16 protein-coding genes are annotated in these 22,391 nt (G+C 72.7%); 3 read left to right on the plus strand and 13 right to left on the minus strand.

The features are described from left to right. Window positions 1–96: 96 nt before the first annotated feature. The 6 genes from AC3YO9_RS05300 to AC3YO9_RS05325 all read right to left on the minus strand — a co-directional run bounded on the left by AC3YO9_RS05300 (window position 97) and on the right by AC3YO9_RS05325 (window position 13,219). On the minus strand, window positions 97–3,240 hold the full coding sequence (locus tag AC3YO9_RS05300; RefSeq protein ID WP_489982370.1) for an arabinosyltransferase domain-containing protein: 3,144 nt from the start codon (window positions 3,238–3,240) through the stop codon (window positions 97–99). Between the two features lie 58 nt (window positions 3,241–3,298). Further along, window positions 3,299–5,311: an arabinofuranosyltransferase gene (locus AC3YO9_RS05305; RefSeq protein ID WP_489982371.1), complete on the minus strand. Its 2,013-nt coding sequence runs from the start codon at window positions 5,309–5,311 to the stop codon at window positions 3,299–3,301. A 120-nt stretch (window positions 5,312–5,431) separates the two neighbouring features. Further along, entirely contained in the window at window positions 5,432–8,464 is a 3,033-nt protein-coding gene (locus AC3YO9_RS05310) for an arabinosyltransferase domain-containing protein (RefSeq protein ID WP_489982372.1), read from the minus strand. Next, complete coding sequence (gene dprE2 / locus AC3YO9_RS05315) at window positions 8,383–9,138, minus strand: decaprenylphospho-beta-D-erythro-pentofuranosid-2-ulose 2-reductase (RefSeq protein ID WP_489982373.1); 756 nt, start codon at window positions 9,136–9,138, stop codon at window positions 8,383–8,385. The genes AC3YO9_RS05310 and dprE2 overlap by 82 nt, the downstream gene beginning before the upstream one ends. Further along, window positions 9,135–10,523: a decaprenylphosphoryl-beta-D-ribose oxidase gene (gene dprE1, locus AC3YO9_RS05320; protein WP_489982374.1), complete on the minus strand. Its 1,389-nt coding sequence runs from the start codon at window positions 10,521–10,523 to the stop codon at window positions 9,135–9,137. The genes dprE2 and dprE1 overlap by 4 nt, the downstream gene beginning before the upstream one ends. Window positions 10,524–10,579: 56 nt before the next feature. Next, on the minus strand, window positions 10,580–13,219 hold the full coding sequence (locus AC3YO9_RS05325) for an arabinosyltransferase domain-containing protein (RefSeq protein WP_489982375.1): 2,640 nt from the start codon (window positions 13,217–13,219) through the stop codon (window positions 10,580–10,582). 145 nt (window positions 13,220–13,364) lie between these two features. On the opposite strand from AC3YO9_RS05325, the gene AC3YO9_RS05330 reads away from it, so the two are divergent. Then, window positions 13,365–13,805, plus strand: a complete 441-nt coding sequence (locus tag AC3YO9_RS05330) for a GtrA family protein (protein ID WP_489982376.1) — start codon at window positions 13,365–13,367, stop codon at window positions 13,803–13,805. Here AC3YO9_RS05330 and AC3YO9_RS05335 read toward each other — a convergent pair. Continuing rightward, entirely contained in the window at window positions 13,802–14,212 is a 411-nt protein-coding gene (locus AC3YO9_RS05335) for a DUF2304 domain-containing protein (protein WP_489982377.1), read from the minus strand. The two genes, AC3YO9_RS05330 and AC3YO9_RS05335, sit on opposite strands and share 4 nt — an antisense overlap. Further along, window positions 14,209–14,928: a glycosyltransferase family 2 protein gene (locus tag AC3YO9_RS05340; RefSeq protein WP_489982378.1), complete on the minus strand. Its 720-nt coding sequence runs from the start codon at window positions 14,926–14,928 to the stop codon at window positions 14,209–14,211. Before AC3YO9_RS05340 ends, AC3YO9_RS05335 begins: the two co-directional genes overlap by 4 nt. A 619-nt stretch (window positions 14,929–15,547) precedes the next feature. On the opposite strand from AC3YO9_RS05340, the gene AC3YO9_RS05345 reads away from it, so the two are divergent. Next, window positions 15,548–17,395, plus strand: a complete 1,848-nt coding sequence (locus AC3YO9_RS05345) for a hypothetical protein (RefSeq protein WP_489982379.1) — start codon at window positions 15,548–15,550, stop codon at window positions 17,393–17,395. Window positions 17,396–17,398: 3 nt separating this feature from the next. On the opposite strand, the gene glfT1 is transcribed toward AC3YO9_RS05345, so the two are convergent. Genes glfT1 through wzm form a run of 3 tightly spaced genes read right to left on the minus strand, consistent with a single transcriptional unit; the run spans window position 17,399 to window position 20,019 of the window. After that, entirely contained in the window at window positions 17,399–18,313 is a 915-nt protein-coding gene (gene glfT1 / locus AC3YO9_RS05350) for a galactofuranosyltransferase GlfT1 (protein ID WP_164860539.1), read from the minus strand. Continuing rightward, the gene (gene wzt, locus AC3YO9_RS05355) at window positions 18,310–19,152 is read right to left on the minus strand and encodes a galactan export ABC transporter ATP-binding subunit Wzt/RfbE (protein ID WP_127781695.1); all 843 of its coding nucleotides are present in this window, start codon (window positions 19,150–19,152) and stop codon (window positions 18,310–18,312) included. The genes glfT1 and wzt overlap by 4 nt, the downstream gene beginning before the upstream one ends. Before the next feature lie 6 nt (window positions 19,153–19,158). Further along, complete coding sequence (wzm, locus tag AC3YO9_RS05360) at window positions 19,159–20,019, minus strand: galactan export ABC transporter permease subunit Wzm/RfbD (RefSeq protein ID WP_489982380.1); 861 nt, start codon at window positions 20,017–20,019, stop codon at window positions 19,159–19,161. 97 nt (window positions 20,020–20,116) lie between these two features. Between wzm and AC3YO9_RS05365 the strand changes: the two genes are divergently transcribed. After that, entirely contained in the window at window positions 20,117–20,719 is a 603-nt protein-coding gene (locus tag AC3YO9_RS05365) for a DUF732 domain-containing protein (protein WP_127781697.1), read from the plus strand. Window positions 20,720–20,728: 9 nt separating this feature from the next. Here the strand turns inward: AC3YO9_RS05365 and AC3YO9_RS05370 are convergent, their stop codons facing one another. Both AC3YO9_RS05370 and AC3YO9_RS05375 read right to left on the minus strand, forming a co-directional pair. Then, entirely contained in the window at window positions 20,729–21,238 is a 510-nt protein-coding gene (locus tag AC3YO9_RS05370; protein WP_127781698.1) for a bacterial proteasome activator family protein, read from the minus strand. A 133-nt stretch (window positions 21,239–21,371) separates the two neighbouring features. Continuing rightward, the gene (locus AC3YO9_RS05375) at window positions 21,372–22,361 is read right to left on the minus strand and encodes an NAD(P)H-quinone oxidoreductase (protein WP_489982381.1); all 990 of its coding nucleotides are present in this window, start codon (window positions 22,359–22,361) and stop codon (window positions 21,372–21,374) included. Between the last annotated feature and the right edge of the window lie 30 nt (window positions 22,362–22,391).

The raw sequence follows: 22,391 nt of genomic DNA on the forward strand, positions 1-22,391 counted from the left end.
GGCGGGGCCAGGCGCAACGGGTGACAGTGCCGGGACGCTGGGTGGTACTTGCAGACGGTCCCAGCGGCGCTGGGGTGGTCTGCAAGTACCACCCAGTCAGCTAAGCCCTGGGGAGCTCAGTCCGCTCACCGGTGCGGTGGTGCTGGTCAGCTGGGCGGGCCGGGCCGTGGAGCTCCGGGGCACCAGCTCGGTGAGCGCACCCCAGTCGCGGGCCCAGTCGTCGGCGAGGTAGGTGCCCAGGTCGCGCGGGGCCGCGACCAGCTCCAGCCACCCGAGCGGCCCGCCCCCGCTGGCGTCCTGCCACCGGCTCGCGTCGCGGGCCAGGAACTGTGCCGGGCTGATCCGGTAGGTGGGGATCTCGGCGACGCCGTTGACCACCGCGAAGGGCCGCTGGCACGGGAACGCCAGCGGTACCACCCAGTCGAGCAGCACCGGCTGGGTGGAGCCGACCACGGTGTTCAGCGTCTGCATCTGCGGCACGCGCGGTGGCGTCACTGCCAACCACGCACCCGGCTGCAGGGTGGACACCACCGCGCGCACCCGCACGGAGTCCACGTCGTCGGGCAGGTCGGCCAGCGGCACGCGCAGGTTGCGCCACGTCGGGCTCGGCCCCGGGTCCAGCGGCACGTAGGCGCCGGTCTGCTCGACGGCGGTACCGCTGCTGCGGCCGTACTCCACCACCAGGGAGGTGCCGGCCGCCGTGGTGGTGCCAGCCGCGGTCAGCACCACCAGCGGGTGGTCGGCCGAGCGCGCGGGCAGGCGGTACCAGGACGAGGTGAGGCTGGCGTCGCCCTGTGCGCCGGGCGCGTAGCTGCCCAGCACCGGTACCTCGGGCCCCAGCGCGAAGGGCAGCGGCGCGGGGGTCTCCGGGTCGAAGCCGGTGGCCTCTGCCGAGCGCACCGTGCGCTGGTCGGGCATGGGCAGCGGGTCCTGGCTCACCGGCACCCCGCCCGGGGTGAACCCGTCGTTCGTGACACCGCCGAGGGCGTCCGCTGCCGAGCCGCCGGCCACCGGGGCCAGCACGCTGCCGCTGGGGTCGCGCTCCACCAGCACGTCGTTGGCCAGCGCGCAGGTGTCGCCACTGATGGCCTGCAGGTTGGACTTGCCGATGGTGTAGGCCGGCCAGCGCTGCACCATCGCCTTGGCGAACACCAGCACCTCGCAGATCACCACCAGCCAGCAGATCACCGCGAGGGTGCCGGGTGCCAGGCCGGCGACCCGGGCCCGCAGCTGGCTGGAGCGTGCGGCGGACGGACCGTCTCGCAGGTGCTCCCACACCGCGAACAGCGCCGCCAGCACCGCCAGGCCCAGCAGGATGCTGCTCACCTGGTAGCCGGCGATCGTGCCGGGGCGGTCCACCCAGGTGATGCCGTAGCTGGCGGTGTACCACCAGTTGTTGGAGCCGGTCGCGGCGAGCGCCAGCGCCACCAGCACGACGCTGAGGAACACGCCGAAGTTACGGCGCCGGTGCCGTGCAGGCGCCCGCACGGCGACCACGGCCAGGGCCGCGACGCAGGCGCCGACCCCGGCGAAGGCGCCGAAGTGGTGGGTCCACTTCGTCGGAGTCAGCGAGATGATGGCCAGCGAGAGGGCGCCGGCGCCCAGCAGCCGCTGGCTCGGTCCCAGGGCTGCGCCGGGAACGCGGCCGCGGCGCAGCATCACCACGAAGATGGCCACCAGGCAGAGCAGCAGCAGCAGCACCGGCAGCCGTCGGGCGAACGCGCCGTCAGCACTGAAGTTGTTCATCAGCGTGACGTAGCGCTCGATCTCGTCGTTCCAGTGCCGACTGCCCCCGTAGCTGGTGCGGACCTCGGTGGACTGCAGGACGCTGTGCAGCGTCTGGTCGGCAAAGACCACGTAGAGCACGGACAGCCCCATGGCGACCAGCGGCGCCAGCACCGGCAGCACCCCGAAGTCGCGCACCTTGCTGCGCAGCAGGTGGAACAGCGGTCGCACTGCCGCCAGGAGCACGGCTACGCCGATCAGGCCGGTGGGCCCGGCAGCCAGGGACAGCGCCGCGACGAGCAGGGCCACCGCGGCCGGCAGCAGCCGCTTGGTGGCGATCGCCCGCTCCACCGAGCACCAGGTGATGAGCGTGCCCAGGGCGATGATCGGCTCGGGCCGCAGGCCGTTGTTGTAGGGCAGCCAGAAGAGCAGCAGCACCCCTGCCGCGGTCCAGGTGGCGGCGCTCGAGCTGCGCACCTGCCGGCCCAGCCGAGGCAGCACCTCGCGACTGACCAGCAGCCAGCACACGATCGCCGCCACCAGCGTGGGCAGCCGGATCCACGGGCTGGCGGTGCTGACGTGGGTCATCAGGCTGATCAGCTCGTAGGACCACCCGAAGGGGGCCTCGGGCACGTCGAACCAGCGGTAGTAGTTGCCCATGTAGCCGCTGTCGCGGGCGGCGCGCGCCATGGTGAGCAGGTAGCCGTCGTCGGAGGTGTTGGCGCCGATGACGTACCAGACGCCGAGCACCGCGAGCACGGCCGCATCGCACCACCGCGGCACCCACCAGCGTGCGGGCAGGGCACGGATGTGCCGGCGTCCGTCCACCCGCTCCATCCGGTACAGCGCCGCCAGCGACCCGATCGCGCACGCCGCGCCCACCAGCATCAGGACCAGCTTGAGCGGGGTGGGGCTGGTGGAGTAGCGGGTGTCCACCTCGGCGGTGACGGAGAGCCCGGCCGGGGGCGTCCCCTGGACCTCGGTGAACACTCCGACCACCTGTGGCCTGAGGTCGGTGGTGAAGCTGCGCGTGGTCTCACCGATGCGCACGGTGGTCTGCTCGGCCGTGGACGCGATGCTCACCGAGCAGTCGCTGCCGGTCAGTGCGCTGACCGGCACGCTCAGCAGCGCCTGGCCCCTCGACAGCACGGCGAGCGCGCCGTCCTTGGTCTGCACGGTCAGGCCGAGCTGGGCCGAGCCGGGTGCGGTGGAGGGCACCGTGGTGAGCAGGTCCTGGCCACCCGCGGGTGCGGCGGTGGCCAGGGAGCAGGGCACGGTGACGTCGAGCCGCTGCGGGAAGTAGGAGGACAGTGGCGCGGTGACCGGGTCCAGCGTCCCCTGCTGCGGCCAGCTGATGGTGGCGCTGGTCTGGGAGACCGGCAGCAGCGGCGTGGCCACGGCCAGCAGCGTCCCCACCACGCCGAGCACGGCAGCCAGCAGCACGGCCCACCGCGGTGCCCCCGCGCGCACGGGGTTCTCGGGGCGAGCTGCGGCCGCCTGTGCTGTCAAGGTCACGACCAGTGAGCCTAGGTGGTGGGCCAGGCCTTGCTGACCGACGGGCTCACCGTGGCGTTCACTCGTCTCGCACCACGACGGTGAACGGTCCGACCCGGGTGGTGGTGAACGCAGGGTGGTCGAACAGGGCCTTGGGCAGGACCACGGTGTAGAAGCGCACGTTGGGGTTCGCCGGGTAGGCGTCGGCGGAGAGCTGGAGGCTGTAGCCCGCGCCGTCCTCGCGCAGGACGAACACCTGCGGCGCTGGCCACGCGCTGGCGTCGAGCTGGCGGAGCAGGTCGGTGGGGTCGGTGGATGCGGCCCAGCGCTGCACCTGCTCCGCTCGGGCGGGGAACTCGGCGAGGGGGTTGGCGTAGTGCGGAGACACCATCTGGAATCCCCGGTACGGGTAGAAGGACAGCCAGCGGTAGTCGGTGCTGAGCACCACCACGTCCCGCGGAGGGCGCTGGGTCTGGCTGCGGATGACCGCGTCCAGCTGTGGGTAGAAGGCGGCGTCACCGGCAGGCGCGCCGTCGGCGCGTGTTCCGTCGGCGGTGGGGTCGGTGTAGGCCCGGCCGATCTCGGTGGACAAGGTCGCCGGGATCGCCTGCGCCAGCCCGAACGCTCCGGCCAGCGCCAGCACCACCAGCGCCGTCCCTGCCGGGCGCAGCAGGTCCTGCCGGTGGCGGGCACGCAGCTGCGCGGCCACCCCCTGGGCCGCCTCCAGCACGCCCAGTGCACCTGCGCAGGCGAGGAGCACCTCCAGCGGTGCCTGCAGGCGGAAGCTCAGCAGGGTGGTCTGGGCGAACACCGCGAGCAGCGACAGCAGCGACCACGCGTAGACGCAGAGCACACCGATGCCCAGTGCCTGCGCCACCGGTGAGCTGCCAGCGCGCAGCACCAGCCACACGGTGCCGACCAGGCAGAGCAGGCCCAGCATCGACGGCACCGTCATCGGCAGCATCAGGTAGGCGCCGTAGCTGGGCAGGTAGCGCTGGGCCGCGCCAGAGCTGGGCCCGCCCTGCGCCACTCGCCACAGGTAGGGCGCCCACACCAGCAGGGCCAGCGTCCCGGCGACCAGCGCCGCCGGCACCAGCCGCACCAGGACGGTGAGCGCCGCTGCCCGGCCTCCGCCCGGGGTGCGGCGCCCAGCGAGCCAGGCCGCCAGCAGGGCCATCGTCGTCACCACCAGCGTCCACAGCCCCAGGTAGAGGGTGTAGAACATGGCCGTGACGCCGAGAAAGACCCCGGTTGCCACCATCGACGGAAGCCAGCGCCGGCGGCCACCGCTGGCGCGCAGGCCCGTCCAGGCCACCACCAGCACCGGTGGAGCCACCATGGCCAGCACCGCGGCGTAGGGCTCGGGCGCCCCCACCGGGACGGCCACCACTGCGCTGGTCGCGGCCACCACCACGGCGTGGTCCGGTCGCAGCAGCCGTGCCCAGAGCACCGCCGCCACCACTGCGCCGACGGCCAGCGTGCCGATGGCCAGGGGCTGGTAGATCTGCCAGCCAGGCAGCCCCAGCCCGTCGGCCAGGCGCCCACCCACCCAGAACCAGCCAGTGGGGTAGTAGGACGGCAGGTCGGCGTAGCTCATGTCGCTGCCGCCCGGGCTGCCCAGCGCGGCGGAGTCGGTGAGCCGGGTGAGCAGCTGGGTGCGGAAGTCCTGGTCGACGCTCACTCCGTTGAGGTACAGCCGAGAGCCCCCCAGCGGCACCGCGAGCACCACGCTGACCAGGGCAGCCAGCGACGCCCAGGACAGCACCGTGCCCAGCAGGCGCCATCGTGGCGCGCGCACCAGCAGCACCGAGGCCGCCAGCGGGACGAAGACTGCGACCAGGGCCACGACCACCACCGCGGAGCGCGTGGCCGAGACGGTGGGCGGGGCCAGCGTCAGCCGGCGCGCAGCCAGCTGGACGGCCGTGGTGCACAGCAGCGCCACCAGCGCCGCCGCCGCCAGCAGCACGACGGTGCGACGCCCGCGGCGCGGTGCCGGGCCAGGGGGCGCCGGCCGACCCGGGCTGGCGGCCGTGCGGCGCAGACCCACAGCGCTGGTCCGCCCATCGGTGCTCTCTGCGGCCTCGGCCCTCATGCTCGCTGATTGTTCTGCCCACCGGGCCTTCGGCACCACTCGAAAGCCAACCCGTAAACACCCGGTGACCAGGCGTAATGGCGCCGCGGCGGGATCAGGCAGCCAGCCCGAGACGCTAGGTCAGGTTGCAGGCACCAGCAGTGACGGCTGCGTGGACCAGCTCTGCCGGGTCACGTCGTGCTCGACTGCGGCGGTGAGGGTGCTGGAGTAGCGCGGCTGCATGCGGTACAGGTGCGCGACGTCCGTGGTCGAGTCGTTGCTGAGGTAGGTGGGGATCTCCACCAGCTCGGTCACGGCCGCCACCCCGGCGAACGTCCCGCCGGCGCCAGGGGCGTAGTTCACCTGTCCGCCGTCGACGTAGCCGCCGCTGCCGGCGAGCCGGAAGTCGGCGACCTCCGCCCGGCCGGCCACGGCCTGCGGCTGGGCGGTGCAGGGGAAGTAGAAGGCCGACGTCCAGTCGGTGGCCACGGTCCGTCCGGCGGTGAGCTCGGCCAGCGTCTGGGTGACCGGGACCCGGGGCGGGGCGACCAGCAGCGCCGGACGGCCCGGGCGGGCGGTGTGTGCTGCCACCAGCCGCACCTCGGTGGCCTCCGGGGCGACGGCGGACACGTCCACCCGTGCGTCGGTCAGCGCGGGACCGGGCGTGAGGGGCACGTCCACCGGAGCTGCCCCCGGGCCCGTGCGGAGCTGGACGGTGAGGGTGGTGGCTGGGTCGGGTGCGCCCTGGGCGGCGACCACCAGCGGCACGGTGCCGGTGCGCGCCCGCTCCGGCAGGGCGACCCAGGTGGTGCTCAGCCGGGAGGTGCCGGTGGGCGCCGACTGCCAGGCAGGTAGCTCGGCCCCGGCAGCCACCGGGGCGAAGCCGCCGGTGGTGGGAGGCTCCGTGGCGGTGCCCAGCACCCCGTCGGCCTTGCGGGGCTCCACCAGCAGGGCCTGCTCCAGCGAGCAGGTGCTGCCGGTGAGGCTGGCCAGGCCTGCGCGCGGGACGCTGTAGGCCTCGCCGCGCTGCTGCAGCACCACGGCGAACGTGCCGACCTGCGCCAGCACGGCCAGCACCAGGGCGGCCACCACCAGCCCGGCGGCACGACGGGCGGCGGCGGCGTCGCGCTGCGGTCCGCGGCGACCGCGCCAGGTGCCCCAGACCACCACGCCGAGCGCGACCAGCACGCCGAGCACCATCACCGGGGTGCTCAGGCCAACTCCCCCCAGCGCCGGCGGGCGCCCACCGAAGGGCACCGCCAGGGAGGACAGGTACCACCAGGTGTTGTTGCCGTAGAGGGTGAGTCCGAAGACCACGCCGGCGCCGGCGTACACGGCAGCACGGCGGGCGGGGGAGGTGTGCGCGGCGGCAGCGGCAGCGTGCACGGCGGCCACCAGCACGGCCGCCCCGAGCACCGCGAACGCGCCGAAGTGGTGCGTCCACTTGGTGGGGGTGAAGGCGATGGCGGCGAAGCAGAGCAGGAACGTGAGGGTGAGCAGGTGGCTGACCCGCCGGTTGAGCCCGGCCACGGTGCGGCCGCCCACCGTGGTGAACAGCAGCAGCGCGGCACCGGCCAGGCTGGCCAGCAGCGGCAGCCGGCGGAACAGCGATCCCTCGATGTAGCTCTGGTTGGCGAGGGCCTGGTAGCGCGCCAGCTCCTCCTGCCAGCCCAGGCTGGGGCCGATCTCGGTGCGGGCGTGGTTGGCCGACAGCAGTGCCGCGAGGCTCTGGTCGCCGCACATCACCAGCAGCGATAGCCCGACCGAGGCCAGCAGGGCGGTGGCGGCGGCCAGCAGCTGCAGCGCGGGCAGCGTGCGCAGCCAGCGCAGCAGCGGGACGAGCATCGCCAGGAAGGGCAGGAACGCGATGACCCCGGTGGGTCCCAGCCCAAGGGTGAGCCCGGCGGCGAGGCCACCCAGGGCCAGTGGCAGCACGGTGCGGGTGACCCGGGCGCGGTCGACGCACACCAGCACCAGGGCGGCGCCCAGCGCGATCAGCGGCTCCGGCCGCACGCCGCTGTTGAACGGCAGCCACCACACCAGGAACGCCGTGGGCATGGCGACCGCCACCAGCAGGGTGGCGCGGGCCCGGAACAGGCGTGGTGCCAGCAGCCGGCTGAGCACCAGCCAGCTGAGCACGCCGGCCACCAGCGCGGGGAGGCGCATCCACACCGGGTCGGCGCTGATGGCGGCCCACCACGAGTAGGGCTCGTAGAACCAGCCGAACGGCGCCTCGGGGGCGTTGAACCAGTGCGAGTAGTTGCCCACGAAGCCGGCCTCGCCCCGGCCCCGCAGGATGCCCATGATGTAGCCGTCGTCCACCGTGGACGGGCCGATCACCGCCCAGACGGCGAGCACCAGGGTGACCACGCCGTCGGACGCCCGGGGTCGCCACGCCCCGGCCGGGGCCCACGGCAGCTGCCGTCGGTGCCGCTCACCGCGGCGCACCAGCGCCAGGGCGGCCACCAGTGCGACCACCGCCGCGGCACCCAGCAGGTACTTCAGCACCGACGGGGAGGTGTCGAAGCGGGTGTCGGCCACGGTCTCGGCGGAGAGGCCGTCCTGCCCGTCCAGCGGGGTGAAGAACCCGACCACCTGGGGACGCTGGTCGGCGTCCACGCGGGCGAGCTCAGCGCCGTCGGCGGCCACCACCTGGGCCTGCGGGGTGAAGCTCAGCGTCAGCCGGTTGCAGGAGGCGGGCAGCGCCACGTCCGTGGCCAGCGGCGACCCGTTGGACAGCACGGAGAGCCCGGTGCCCACCTTGTCCACCCGGAGGCCGGCGGGGGAGGTGGAGTCCAGCGGGTAGGTGGACAGCACGGTGCCGTCGACGGCGGCGGCCACCGCCGTGCACGGCAGGCTGACGTCCAGCGCCATCGGCTGGTAGGGCAGCAGCGGCAGGGCCGCCGCCGTCCCGTCCGTGGCGCTCGCCCAGGAGTAGCTGGCGGTGTGCTCGGTGACCGGGGCCAGCACGAAGCCCAGCGTGCACAGGCCGGACAGGACGGCGAGCAGCGTCACCAGCAGGGGACCGCGGTCGCGGTCGCGCGGGGCGGGGGTGTCGGAGCGGGGCGGTGCGGGGCGCTCGGTGGTGGTGGTCAGACCGGCAGGCGACGGAAGATCGGTCGCGGGACGTGCCGCAGCGTGCTCATCACTGCCCGCAGCGGTGCCGGTGCCCATGCCTGCTCCTTCTTGTTGCGCACCACGTCCAGGATCACCTGCGCCACAGCCTCGGGTGTGGTGGCCAGCGGCGCGGCGTCCATGCCCTCGGTCATCCGGCTGCGCACGAACCCGGGGCGAACCACGGCGACGTGGATCCCGGCCGGGCGCAGGGCCTCGGTGAGTCCGGTGTAGAACGCGTCCAGGCCCGCCTTGGTGGAACCGTAGACGAAGTTGGACCGGCGCGGACGCTCCGCGGCCACGGTGGACAGCGCCACGATGGAGCCGTGGCCCTGCGCCTGCAGCCGCTCGGCCAGCAGCACGCCCACCGACACCGCGCCCACGTAGTTGGTCTCCGCCAGCGCCACGGCGGCGGTGACGTCGGTCCACGCCTGCTCCTGGTCACCGAGCAGGCCGAAGGCCACCAGCGACACGTCGACGTCCCCGCCGGCGAAGCACTGCTCGATGGCCTTGGGGTGGGTGTCGGTGGCGCGGGCGTCGAAGTCCACCGACTCCACGGTGGCACCTAGCTCACGCAGGGTGACCTCGGCGGCGTCCCGCCGGTCGGAGGGGCGGGCGGCGAGGATCACCCGCAGCGGGCGGCGCCCGGCGTAGGCGGCGGCGGTGGCCAGCGCGATCTCCGAGGTTCCTCCCAGCAGCAGCAGCGTCTGGGGGTTTCCAACAGCGTCGATCACAACAGCTCCAGCCTTCGTGCCATGTCAGAGACGAACATTCCGTGGGGGTCGACCGCGCGACGCACCTCGCGCCACTCCTCCAGCCGCGGGTACATCGCCGCGAAGGTCGCGGCGGTGGTGCGCGACTCCTTGGCCAGGTAGAGGCGGCCGCCGGCGTCCAGCACCCGCTGGTCCAGCTCGCTGCACAGCTCGTGCAGCCCGGCGGTGATGGGCAGGTCGACGGTGATGGTCCAGCCGGCGCGGGGGAACGACAGCGGCGCCTGGTTGCCCTCCCCCATCCGCTTGAGGACGTTGAGGAAGGACACGTGGCCCGACCCGGCGATGCGCTCCATGATCTGGCGCAGCTCGGCCCGGGCCTCGAAGGGAATGATGAACTGGTACTGCAGAAACCCCTTGGAGCCGTACGCCCGGTTCCACTCCCCGAACATGTCCAGCGGGTGGTAGAAGGCGGTGAGGTTCTGCACCATTCCGCGGCCGCGCTTGGGGGCCTTGCGGTACCAGACCTCACCGAGTGCGCCGAAGGTCAGCTTGTTGGCCAGGCCGTTGGGGAAGACGTCCGGGAAGCTGAGCAGCTGCGGTGCCTCGAACTTCAGCGGGTCGTGCGCGAGCTTGGCGGGCAGCTGGTCCACCGTGGCCAGCGAGCCCCGGGAGAACACCGCCCGGCCCATCTTGGGCCCGGTGGTGATGGCGTCGAACCAGGCCATCGAGTAGTCGTAGCCGGCGTCGGAGCCGTTGCTGAACAGCTCCAGGGTCTCCTCGAAGCTGGCGGTGCGGTCGGAGTCGACGAGGAAGTACGCGCTCTGGGTGTGCTTGAGCTGGATGCGCGCGCGCAGGATGACGCCGGTGAGGCCCATCCCGCCCACCGTGGCCCAGAACAGCGGAGCGGACTCCCCCTCGGGGGTGAGCGTGCGCACCTCGCCGTCGGCGGTGAGCAGGTCCATCGACAGCACGTGGTTGCCGAAGCTGCCCGCGGTGTGGTGGTTCTTGCCGTGGATGTCCGACGCGATCGCGCCACCGATGGTGACCTGGCGGGTGCCCGGCAGCACGGGCACCCACAGGCCGAAGGCGATGGTGCGGCGCATCAGGGCGTCCAGGCTCACCCCGGCGTCCAGGTCCACCACGCCGGTGTCGGCGTCCAGGGAGTGGAAGCGGTCCAGGCCGGTCATGTCCAGCACGGTGCCGCCGGCGTTCTGCGCGGGGTCGCCGTAGCTGCGGCCCAGGCCGCGGGCGATCAGGCCGCGCTCTCCGGCGTCGCCCAGCGCGTCGAGCACGTCCTGCGGGGTGCGCACGGTGCGGACCGTGGACAGCGTGGGAGAGGTGCGCCCCCAGCCGCTGAGTGACCGCTGGGTCGTCCCTGACGGGGAGTGGGGCTGGGTCGCAGGCATAGGTCTGCAGGTTACCCGGTGGTACCCCCAGAGCCGGTCACCCGTGGTCGACGTCGCTACGGGGTGTTCACCGCGTGGGGGCTGTTGTCGCGGCCGGTGTAGTCGACGGTGGCCAGGGTGGGCAGCCGAGCCCAGCCCGAGCGCTGCACCGTGCCCACCTGCACGTCCACCAGACCCACCGGCAGCGGGTACGACAGCTCCTCGAGGTGGCCCCACTTCAGCCTCGGCGCCCCGGGGCTGGGAACCAGGGTGGTGTCCAGCTCGGTGCCGGTGGCGGTGCGGGAGATCGCGGCGAACACCCCGCCGTTGAGCTCGGTGTAGGCGTTGGCGGCGGTGGCGGCCTCCAGCTCCTCGCCGGCCTGGATGCGGTAGCGCGGCGCCTGCACCATGCCGTCGCGGGCCTGCACCTGGCGCACGCACGGCCACAACGCCGCCGTCACCTGGTCGGCGAGCACGGCTGAGTCGGCCAGCAGGGTGGCGGCACTCTGCTGGCGGCCGTCCTGGTCGACCTGCACGTGCGGGGCGAGGCCGCACCGGTCGCCGGTGAGGAAGTTAAGGTTCACCGCGGCCACCGAGGGCCCGGGGTGCTGGCGCAGCGGCGCGACGACGAACACCACCAGCGACAGCACCACGCCGAGGGCGGTGGCCCCCCACAGCACCGTGCGGTCGGCGGTGACCGCGGTGGGTGTGCCGCGCGTGCGCCGCCGCCACGCCCACCACAGGCCCAGCCCGGCGACCATCAGCCACAGCAGCGGGCTGCGGGGCTGCAGCAGGCCGAGCTGTGGGGCGGTGGACCAGCGCTGCAGCGGGGTGTCGACCAGCACGTGGGTGCCGAAGGGCTGCCCCCAGTCGCTGAACGGTCGCCAGCTGTTGGGCCCGGCGAACGCCGCGGAGGCGGCGACGACGGCGAACCCGGCCGCGAGCACGCGGGCCGACGTCCGGGAGCGCCGCGGCAGCGGAGTGCTCAGCAGTGCCAGGGCCAGCAGCACGGTGGCGGGTGCGGCGATCGCCCCGAAGTGGTTGACCCACTTGGACGGGGTGGGAGCCAGCGCCACCAGGGCCAGGACCACCACCGTGGCCTGGGCGAGGGCCAGGCGCCGCAGCGGCCCCAGGCGGCGACCGCTGCCCACGGTGACCAGGGCGGTGACTAGCACCGCCAGAGTGAGCAGCACCGGCAGCCGAACCGACCACGGCGAGCTCATCAGGCTGACGTAGTGCTGGAACTCCTCGTACCAGCGGTAGCGGAAGTAGTAGTAGGTGCGCACCGACGTGCCCTCGATGACGTCGCCCAGGGTGGCGTCGGCCAGGCCCACGGGCACCAGGGCAGTGGTGGCGGCGCCCAGCGCGAGCACCGCCGCCACCCGGTTCAGCCACCCGGTGGCCCGCAGCCAGCGCCATCCCCAGGGCAGGTGCAGCAGCAGCGGCGCGGCCGCCACCAGCGCGGTCGGGGACGCCGTCAGCGTCACCGCGGCCACCGCGGTGGCCACCACCACCAGCCCCACCGACCGACGCAGCCGGCCCAGCTCGCTGAGCGCCAGCACCAGCGCGCCACCCAGCACGATGAGCGGCTCGGGTCGCAGGGTCATCCCGTAGGGCAGCCACCACACCAGGTGCGCCAGCGCCAGGGCCCACGGCGCCCGGGAGTCCAGCCGGCTGCTCCGGCCAGCCAGGTAGTGGCGCAGCAGAGTGCCCAGCAACACCCGGAGCACCACGTAGGTGAGCAGGCCGTAGACCAGGGGGAGCACCCGCATCCAGAGCAGGCTCCAGCTGCCGGCCACCCCCCACGCCTGCATGGCGTACTGGCTCAGCACGAACGGGTTCTCCGCGCTGTTGAACATGTTGATGTAGTTGCCCACGGCACCGGTCTCCGCGGCGTTGCGAGACATCAGCAGGTACCAGGAGTCGTCGATGTTCACCGGCGCCAGGAACATCCACGCCACCGAGGCCGCCGCCACGAGGGCGTCCGGCACCCGGGGGCGGGGCCAGGCCACCGGCGCCCGGCGCAGCCCCGGCCAGGCCAGCAGCGCCGTGGCCAGCAGTGCCAGCAGGCTCAGCGCGTGTGCCACCAGCAGCACGATCTTCAGCGTGGTCGGGCTGGACTGGTAGCGGGCGTCGGTGTGCAGCTGCACGCTCAGGCCGGTGGCCGCGGCGCCGGTGGCGCTGGTCGCCAGCTCGGCCACCTGGGGCACCAGCAGGTCGGGCCGCTGGGCGAGCACCATCCCGTCCCGCGCCACCTCGATCCCGGAGCCGTCCGCGCGCACCTGGTAGGTGCAGCCGCCGGCGGGCAGCGGCTCGTCCACCAGCGTGGCGCCGGAGGCCACCACCGTCACCCGCCCGCCCGTGGCCGCCACCACCAGCCCCTGGTCGCGCCCGTGAGCCGCGTCGGCCGGCAGCGTCCGCAGGGCCTCACCGGGGCCGGCGGCCCCACCTCCCACGGCAGCCGAGGCGCCGGCAGTGCTGGATTGCTCGAGTGCGGTGCAGGGCACCGTCGCCGTCAGCTCCAGGGGGCGGTACGGAGACAGCGGAACGATGGTGGAGACGGGTTGCTGCCCGGCCTGCGGCCACGTCACGACCGGATCGTCCACCCGAACGGGTGCCAGCACCGCCAGCACCCCGAGCACGATGGTTGCCACCGCGAGCGTTGCGACCCCCCAGCCGATCCGTGATCGCCAGCCACCGGCTGTGCGAAGGATCATGCGAGGGACTGTAACCGGCGATGCGGTGCATGGCCTGGGGGCGCAGTCGCGCGCCGGTGACCAGCCGGTACTGTCGATCCGAGTGCGCCCTTCGGGCGGAGGGCACCAGCCCCAGCACGCGTCAGCGCAACACCTGAGGAGATCCGTGGCTGCCACCGAGACCGTCGCGGTCCAGCTGCCGCTGCGGACGCAGCTGGTGCGGTTCGTCATCACCGGTGGGCTGTCTGCCATCGTCGACTTCGGCACGTACCAGCTGATGCTGCAGCTTGACGTCTACATCCACCTGGCCAAGGCCATCAGCTTCGTGCTGGGCACCACCACCGCGTACCTGATCAACCGGCGGTGGACGTTCCAGTCCCAGGGCGGACGCGGCCAGTTCGCCGCGGTGCTGCTGCTCTACGCCGCAACCTTCGCGGCACAGATCGGCGTCAACGCGCTGGTGCTGCTGTACGTGGAGCACAACCTGGTGGGCACCACGCTGGCCTACGTGGTGGCGCAGGGCACCGCCACCGTCATCAACTTCGTGGTGCAGCGCATGGTGATCTTCAAGACCCCTGCCGCTGCTCCGGCCGTTCCGACCGACTAGCTCCCTGGCCAGGCGTCGGCGTCCGGGTCCCTGGGCTCAGCGCCGTCCGAGGCCGCCTCCACCCGATTGCGCAGGCGCTCCAGCTCCAGGCGCATTGCGCCCGTCTCCTCGGCCAGCGTCCGAGTCTGCTCCTCGAGCTCGCCCACCTCCCCGGACAGCTGCAGGGAGATGGCCAGCAGCACCACCAGCGACACCAGGAACAACAGGTTGCTCGGGGTCTGCACGCCGGCGAGGTCAGCGGCCCGGAACAGCAGGGACGGGAAGATGGCCAGCACCATCGCGCTCAGGGCGACGGCCACCCAGATCGCCGCGTACTTCTCGCGCAGTCGCCGGCGGCGGAGCAGCTCGAACACCAGCACCAGCAGCACCGCGGCGAGCACCAGCGACCCGACCGCGAGACGGCTCACGCGGCACTCCTCAGCTGGAGGTCGCGAGGATCGGTCTCGGGCACCTGCCGGAACAGCGCGAGGACCACGGCCACGCCCACCCGCAGCAGGTAGAGGGCGGCGCGGGCCGGGCTCTGGCTGGCGGCCCCGGCGGCCCGCACCCGCATCTCCACGGGAACCTGGGTGATGGTCAGCCCCACACGGTGGGCGATGACCAGCGACTCGACGGTGTCACCGAGGTACTCCTCCGGGTAGTGCCGGGCGAACACTGGGATGGCGCGGGGGCCGCTGACGCGGAAGCCCGAGGTGGGGTCAGTGAGCCGGGTGCCGGTGACGCGGCTGAGCACGGCGGCGAGCAGCCGCATCGCCCACCGCCGCGGTCCCTTGGCCTGGTAGGTGCCGCGCCCGGCGAAGCGTGCGCCGACCACGACGTCGGCGGTGCGGGCCGCGTCCAGCAGCTCGTCGATCTCGGCGGGGTCGTGCTGGCCGTCGGCGTCCACCTGGACTACGTAGGACACCCCGTGCGCGTGGGCGTAGCGGAATGCCGCCCGCATCGCCCCGCCGACCCCGAGGTTGAACGGCAGCCGGAGCACGTCAGCGCCGGCGGCACGGGCCACGCTGGCGGTGCGGTCGGTGGATCCGTCGTCGACCACCAGCAGGTTCGCGCGGGGGTGAGCACGGCGCACCTGCTGCACCACCTGCGCCACCGAGGCCTCCTCGTTCAGCGCAGGAAGCACCACCAAAACCTGCCCCACCGGGCCAGCGGGTCGCCCCACAACCGCACGCCTCGCTTCTGTTGGCATCACTAACTGAACGGTACTCAAGCGGCGGAGCCCCGATCGAGGGCGCGCCGGTCATTTCCCGCTCTGCGTCCCAATTGCCCCGTGTCACTGGAAGTTTGGTGGTCTGTGCTGCCCGGTCGCCGAGCCTGGGCCCCACCTATGGTGTTCTTGGGTGACGGTCACCACGAGCGCCGAGCACCACCAGGGCTCGGGGCGGAGGGCACCGGTCCCATCGCCTACGCGTGCCCCCCAGACGACGGACGACGAGAGAGCAGGCAGCAGTGCGGACCGAGATCTCGCCGGTGAGACCAGGGGCGATCAGCACGCAGCACGGTGAGAGGCCATCGCCCCTCCGCGCCGCTGCGATCACCGCCCTGAGGTGCTGGTAGCCGTGGTGGTGCGCCAGGAAGCCGAGGCCACCGTCGGGGCGCGCACCGGTGCTGATCCGTCAGGGACCCCGCGACCGGTGCGCGCTGGCGCCTGGGGGCGTCGAGGGCGAGGTGTGGCGGTAGGTGGTGTGCTGGCCGGGCTGCTGTGCTGGGCACGCGTGGAAGGCCTCCTGCACGGAGCGGTGATGCTCGTGCTGACGGCGATCGTAGTGCTGGCAATCCCCACCTCCAGGCAGCTCTCGCGCCGGATCCTGCTCGCTGCGTGCCTGCTGCTGGGGTGGGTGCCGCTGCTGTGGTGGTGGGACCTGCCGGTCGGCGCCCTGGGGCGAGGGGCTGTGCTGGTGGCGGCAGCGCTGGGCGGGCTCAGCGGCTGGGTCGCGGCGGGAACCCGGCCGCGGGAGCGCCTGCGGGAGCTCGTGCCGCGGCTCGCGGTGGTTGACGCCTACCCGGTGCTGCTGACCGGGCTCGCGGCCGTGGTGCTCTGGCCGTGGCTGCAGGCCAAGTCCGGCGTCGCCACGCTGAGCCTGCTGATGGGTGGGTGGGACCACTCGGCGCACTTCTCCATGGTGCAGATGATCCGGGAGCACGGGCTGACGGTGGACCGCATGGCTCCGCCCGCAACCGGCCAGTGGCAGTTCGCGCACTACCCCCAGGCATTCCACGCGAGTGCGGCGACGCTGGTGGAGCTGTTGACCGGCCCGCGCGTGGGCCCAGCGGCGACCGAGCTGGTCGTGTACAGCCAGGCGCTGGCGCTGCTCACGTGCGGCCTGGTGCTCACGGCCACGGCCGGGATCTGCGCGCTGCCCGTTCTTCGGCGTCGGCCGGTGCTGGCCCTGCCGCTGGTGTCGTTCGTGGGGGCCGTGCTGATCTTCGGTCCGGGCGCACCGGCCATCCAGCTCGGGTTCGTGAACTTCGCCATGGCCTGCGTGCTGGTGGCTGCCATCGCCCTGGTTGCCGTGCCGATGGCCAGAGTGCTCTCCCCGATCCATCTTGCCGCCCTCGGTGGCGCGACCGCAGCCGTGGCGAACAGCTGGATCCTGCTGCTGGTGCTCGCGGCGCCGGCTGCGCTGGTGGTGGCCCTCCCGTTGCGACGGTCGCGCTGGCGTGCCGGACGAGGCACCGCCGTCGTGTGCGCCGTGGTGGCCGTGGCGACCGTCGCGGCCGTCCTCCGCGCTGCCGTGGTGGTGCTGGTCGGTGCTCCCGGTGAGGACGCGCTCCTGGCGATCGGCGGGACGGAGACTCCGCAGCTGGGGGTGATCATCATGGCACTGCTCGGCTGCGCCGCCCTGTGCGCCATGCTTGCCTGGACCGGGCGAGGTCGGGGCAGGCGACGCGATGCTCGCGTCGTCGGGCTGGTGGGTGTCGCGCTCGTCGCCGTGCTGGTGGGGGGATGCCTCGCCGCGTTCCAGCTGGCCAACCGGGACAAGCTGAGCTACTACTTCTTCAAGTTCGCCACCGGCGTGGAGATCACGCTGCTGATCATCGCGGTGGTGCCGCTCGGTTACCTGCTGGTGCGCTGGCTGCCGCGACGTCGCGGTGCTCCGGTGGTGCCGGCGTTCAGCGCCGCTGCCGCCGCCGTGGCGGTCACCCAGGCGTTCGGCCTGGCGACCCCCGACATGACCTCGGTGGGACTGCCCTCCACGGCTCCCGGGGCCCAGCTGCGCCTGGTCCAGCAGGACCTGGTGGCCCGTCCGGTGCCTGCTGCGGAGCTGGTCGACGTCGCGGGTGCGGTGCACGACCGGTACTCCGATGCACCGGTCATCTTCATCGCCTACCCGACGGACGGACGCATCCACCCGATGATGTCCACGCAGTGGTACTTCGCGCTGACGAACACGTGGCGGTGGGAGGACAACACCGCCACGAGCAACATCGACTTTCTCGGCAACACCTTGCCGGAGGTGGTGTCGTCGGTGCAGCGGGTGCTGACTGAGAGTCCCGACGTCTACATCGTCGTGGCCCCTGACCAGCTGCTTCCCCTGCGCGCCGCCATGCCATCGTCGGTGTCGGCGAGCCGCATCGTCACCTGGTGAGGCTCAGGGACGGCTGAACCGCTCCTTGCGCCCGAGCGAGCGCAGCCGGAACCACTCGCGCAGCCCCTTCGGGTCGCGGCGGGTGACGAGGAAGTACCAGCTGAAGCGCAGCCACTCCTGCGGCAGCAGCTTGCGCATGCCGGGCTGCGCCATCAGGTAGCCGCGGTTGCGGTAGGTGTAGAAGCGCTTGGTGTCGTTGTCCGGGTACTGGGTGTGCATGCGCCCGCCCAGGATCGGCCGGAACTCGTCGGTGCCGTCCGGGTGCAGGTAGGCGGTGCTCAGGCAGGTGCCGAACGGCAGGCCGGAGCGGGCGAGCCGCCGGTGGATCTCCACCTCGTCGCCGCGCACGAACAGCCGCAGGTCGGGCACCCCCACCGCGTCCACGCAGCGGGCGGAGAACAGCGCTCCGTTGAACAGGGAGGCGTAGCCGGGGATGAGCTCGTCGGCGTCGGTGACGCTGAGCTCGCTGCGGCGGCGGCGCCACACCACACCGCGGCGCAGCGGGAACGCCAGCTTGTCCGGGTCGTTGATGTTGCAGACCACGGGCGAGACCGCCGCCAGGCCGTGGCGCTGCGCGCAGTGCAGCAGCGTGGCCAGCACCTCCGGTCCCTCCGGGCGGCCATCGTCGTCGGCCAGCCACAGCCAGTCCGCGCCCAGGCTCAGCGCGTGCAGCATGCCCAGCGCGAAGCCACCGGCACCACCGAGGTTGTGCTGCGAGCCGAGGTAGGTGGTGGGCACGGGCGCGGCCTCGACCAGCTCGCGCACCTGCTCCTCGTTGCCGTTGTCCACCACCACCAGGTGGTCGATCGGGCGGCTCTGGGTGGTGAGCACCTTCAGCGACTGGGCGAGCAGCTCGGCGCGGTGCATGGTGACGACGACGGCGACGATCGTGCCGGCACCGGTGGGGGCCGCGCTCACCCCGTGATCGCGGGGTCGGCGCCCTGGGCAGCAGCGTCCTTGGCGTCTTCCTTCGCCATCTCCGCCAGCATCCGGTCCACGGTCTCGCCGGCCTCGGGTCCCTTGTAGGAGATCAGGATGTCGCGGATCTCCCCGGCCTCCCGGATGGTGCCGTGGTCGATCCACAGCGCCGAGTTGCACAGCTGCAGCAGGAACTCGTCGGAGTGGCTGGCGAACACCAGGATCCCGGAGCGGGAGACCAGGTCGCGCAGCCGGTTCTTGGCCTTGCGCAGGAACGCCGCGTCCACCGCGCCGATCCCCTCGTCGAGCAGCAGGATCTCCGGGTTGATGCTGGTGACCACGCCCAGCGCCAGCCGCACCCGCATGCCGGTGGAGTAGGTGCGCAGCGGCATGGAGATGTACTCGCCGAGCTCGGTGAAGTCGATGATCTCGTCCATCTTGGCCAGCATCGACTTGCGGGTCTGGCCCAGGAACAGCCCCCGGATGATGATGTTCTCGTAGCCGGAGATCTCCGGGTCCATGCCGACGCCGAGGTCGAACACCGGGGCCACCCGGCCCCGCACCACGGCGCTGCCGCGGGTGGGCTCGTAGATGCCCGACAGCAGCCGCAGCAGGGTGGACTTGCCGGCGCCGTTGTGCCCGACCAGGCCGACGCGGTCGCCCAGCTTGAGGCTGAGGGTGACGTCGCGCAGCGCCTCGATCACCACGACGTTGCTGTCGTTGCGGCCGATGGCGCCACCGGCCTTGCCCAGGAAGGCCTTCTTCAGCGAGCGGCTCTTGGCGTCGAAGATGGGGAAGTCGATGCAGGCGCCGTGCGTCTCGATACTTACGTCAGTCACAGTTCGTCACACCCAGTAGGCCACGCGGGCCCGGTAGTTGCGGAGGGCCCACAGGGCCAGTGCCCAGCCGGCGGCGGTGAAGGCCAGCACGATGTACCAGTGGTAGGCCGCCTGGTCCTGGCCGAGCATGGGCGCCCGGATGATCTCCAGGTAGTGGTAGAGCGGGTTGAGCTCGGCCAGCCGGGCTCGCTCGGCGTAGTCCCCACCGTTCTGCCGGATGGTCTCGGTCATCCACACGATCGGCGTCATGAAGAACAGCAGCTGCACCGCGCTCTCCAGGATGGGCTGGATGTCGCGGAAGCGGGTGGCCACGATGCCGGCGACCAGCCCGATCCAGATCCCGTTCACCGCGAGCAGCCCCAGGGCGGCGAACGCGGTGAACACCGTCCAGTGGATCGGGATCTGGAACACCGCCAGCAGGATGAAGTAGATGATCAGGTTGTGCGCGAACAGCAGCAGCTGGCGCCACACCATGCGGTAGACGTGCACGCTCAGCGGGGCGGGCAGCTGGGTGATCAGGCCCACGTTGCTGGAGAAGACCGCGGCGCCCTCGAGGATGCAGCCGGAGATCATGTTCCAGACGATCAGCCCGAGGGTGATGTGCGGCAGCAGCACCTTGAGGTCCTGGCCGAAGAGCACCGAGTACATCAGCCCCATCGCGGTGGCGGTCGCGCCCGTGGCGATGGTGATCCAGATGGGCCCGAGGAGGCTGCGGCGGTAGCGCTGCTTGATGTCCTGAAACCCCAGGTGGGCCCACAGCTCGCGCTGGTTGAACCCCGTCCTGAGGTCCTCGAAGGCCCGGGCGTAGCTGCGGGACGGCGCGCCGCGGAGCGGTTCGGAGGTCTCGACGCTTGCTGTGACTGACACGGTCGCCGAGACTACCGCCTACGGCCTCGGTACCCCCGGACCCGCGGCGCGCTCGGGGTAGCCTGTGACGGTTGTGCCAGCAGAGGGAGGCTTTTCGATGGCTCGGAAGTTCATGCTCGGAGCCATGGTGGCTGCCACCGCGGTGGCGCTGACGGCGGGATGCGGCAGCGACGCGCCGGCCGAGGAGCCACTGCCCCCGGTGAGCAGCTCGACCACCACGCCGACCCCGCCCGCGCCGACGTCAGAGCCGACCACTTCGCCGGCGGTCACGCCGGCTCCGCAGGCCGCCGCCACCCCGTCCCCGGTCCCGCGCGCCACCACCACGGCCCCGGTGACTGCCGCACCCCCGCCGGTGGTGCGGTCGCCGTCCTCGATCGCGCAGGTGCCGCTGGACACCAAGCTCTACCCGCCGCCGGAGGTGCCCCGCTCCAGCGGCACCACGCCGAGCAAGAGCGCGTACCTGGACGCCCTGCAGAAGGGCGGGCTCACCCCCACCGCCACCGGCGCCACCGAGCTCACCATCGGTCAGGCCGTGTGCGACGAGCTGGGGCGCGGCGCCAACATCGCCGACATGAAGAAGCTGCTGGTGCCGGCCGGTGCGCTGGCGGCCGGGCTGGCCAAGAGCACGCTCAGCGGCGACCAGGTGGCCCAGCTCTACATCGACAGCGCCACCAGCACCCTCTGCGGCAGCGGGGGCTGACCCGGCGGTCTACAGGTACTGGCCGGTGCTCGCGCCGGCCGGTGGCTCGCTGGTCATGCCCGGCGGCAGCGCGCCGCGCTGCAGCTGCTCCAGCTGGGCCCGCGAGGCCATCTGCTGGGCGAACACGGCGGCCTGGATGCCGTGGAAGACCCCTTCCAGCCAGCCGACCAACTGCGCCTGCGCCACCCGCAGCTCCCCGTCCGACGGGGCCTGCTCGGAGCTGAACGGGGTGGCCAGGCGGTCGAGCTCCTCGCGCAGCTCGGGCGACAGGCTCGGCTCGAGCTCCTTGACGGACGCGGCGTAGATGTCGCGCAGGCGGCTGCGGCTCGCCTCGTCCAGCGGCGCGCCACGCACCTCCTCCAGCAGCTGCTTGACCATCGTGCCGATCCGCATCACCTTGGCCGGCTGCTGCAGCATCTCGCTCGGTGGGCTGCCGCCCTCGGGTGCCTTGGTGCCCTTCGCGGGTGCCGGACGGTCCGTCCCGGGGCCGACGACGTGGAACTGGTGCGGTTGTGTCATGGGTTCCTCTCCCTGGTGCAGGCCGCCGCCTGCTGGTCAGGCCGCCGCCACGCACACCGCGCGGTTCCTTCCACCGTAGGCGTGCCCTCGCTGGGCAGGGGCCAGGCTGCGTCGCTGGAGCGGTCGACCCGACCTAGCCGGTGGTGAGCACGATCTTGCCCACCACGTCGGCGGAGTCCAGCAGCTCGTGGGCGCGCGCGGCCTCGGCCATCGGCAGGGTGGTGTCGATGATCGGGCGAACTCGGCCGTCGGCGTACATCGGCCAGACGTTGTCCACCACTGCCGCCACCACCTCGGCCTTGCTGGCCTCGCCGGTGACGGGGCGCCCGCGCAGCCCGGTGGCGGTGACGCTGGCCCGCTTGGCGAGCATCTTGCCCAGGTCCAGCTCGGCCTTGCGGCCACCCTGCAGGCCGATGACCACCAGGTGGCCGTCCTTGGCCAGGGCGTCGACGTTGCGGGCCAGGTACTTGGCGCCCATGTTGTCCAGGATGACGTCCGCACCGTGGCCGTCGGTGGCGGAGCGGAGCTCCTCGACGAAGTCCTGCTCCTTGTAGTTGATGAGGATGTCCGCGCCCAGCTCGCGGCAGCGCGCCAGCTTCTCCGCGCTGCCCGCGGTGACGGCCACCGTGGCGCCCAGCGCCTTGCCCACCTGGATGGCGTGCGTGCCGATGCCCCCGCCACCGCCGTGCACCAGCAGCACGTCGCCGGCGTGCAGGCCTGCGGTCATCACCACGTTCGACCACACCGTGCAGGCCACCTCGGGCAGCCCGGCCGCCTCCACCAGGCTGATGCCCTGGGGCAGCGGCATGAGCTGGACCGCGGGCACGACGACCTTCTCCGCGTACCCGCCGCCGGCGAGCAGCGCGCACACCTCCTCGCCCACGTTCCACCCGGTGACACCCTCGCCCAGCTCGGCCACCACGCCGGAGCACTCCAGCCCGAGGATGTCGCTGGCGCCGGGCGGGGGCGGGTAGTGGCCCTGCCGCTGCTGCACGTCGGCGCGGTTCAGCGCGGTGGCGGCCACGTCCAGCAGCACCTCCCCGGGGCCGGGCACCGGGTCGGCCACCTCGGTCCAGGTCAGCACGTCGGGTCCGCCGGGCTCAGTGATCGTGATCGCGTACATGGGTTCTGACGCTAGCGGTGCAGCCAGGTC

Source organism: Rhodococcus sp. Z6_132, from assembly GCF_058133635.1.

Coding starts and splice junctions, on each gene's coding strand:
- AC3YO9_RS05305 (WP_489982371.1), bottom strand. CDS start 5,311: ATGAGGGCCGAGGCCGCAGAGAGCACCGATGGGCGGACCAGCGCTGTG.
- AC3YO9_RS05310 (WP_489982372.1), bottom strand. CDS start 8,464: ATGGGCACCGGCACCGCTGCGGGCAGTGATGAGCACGCTGCGGCACGT.
- dprE1 (WP_489982374.1), bottom strand. CDS start 10,523: ATGCCTGCGACCCAGCCCCACTCCCCGTCAGGGACGACCCAGCGGTCA.
- AC3YO9_RS05325 (WP_489982375.1), bottom strand. CDS start 13,219: ATGATCCTTCGCACAGCCGGTGGCTGGCGATCACGGATCGGCTGGGGG.
- AC3YO9_RS05345 (WP_489982379.1), top strand. CDS start 15,548: ATGCTCGTGCTGACGGCGATCGTAGTGCTGGCAATCCCCACCTCCAGG.
- AC3YO9_RS05365 (WP_127781697.1), top strand. CDS start 20,117: ATGGCTCGGAAGTTCATGCTCGGAGCCATGGTGGCTGCCACCGCGGTG.
- AC3YO9_RS05370 (WP_127781698.1), bottom strand. CDS start 21,238: ATGACACAACCGCACCAGTTCCACGTCGTCGGCCCCGGGACGGACCGT.
- AC3YO9_RS05375 (WP_489982381.1), bottom strand. CDS start 22,361: ATGTACGCGATCACGATCACTGAGCCCGGCGGACCCGACGTGCTGACC.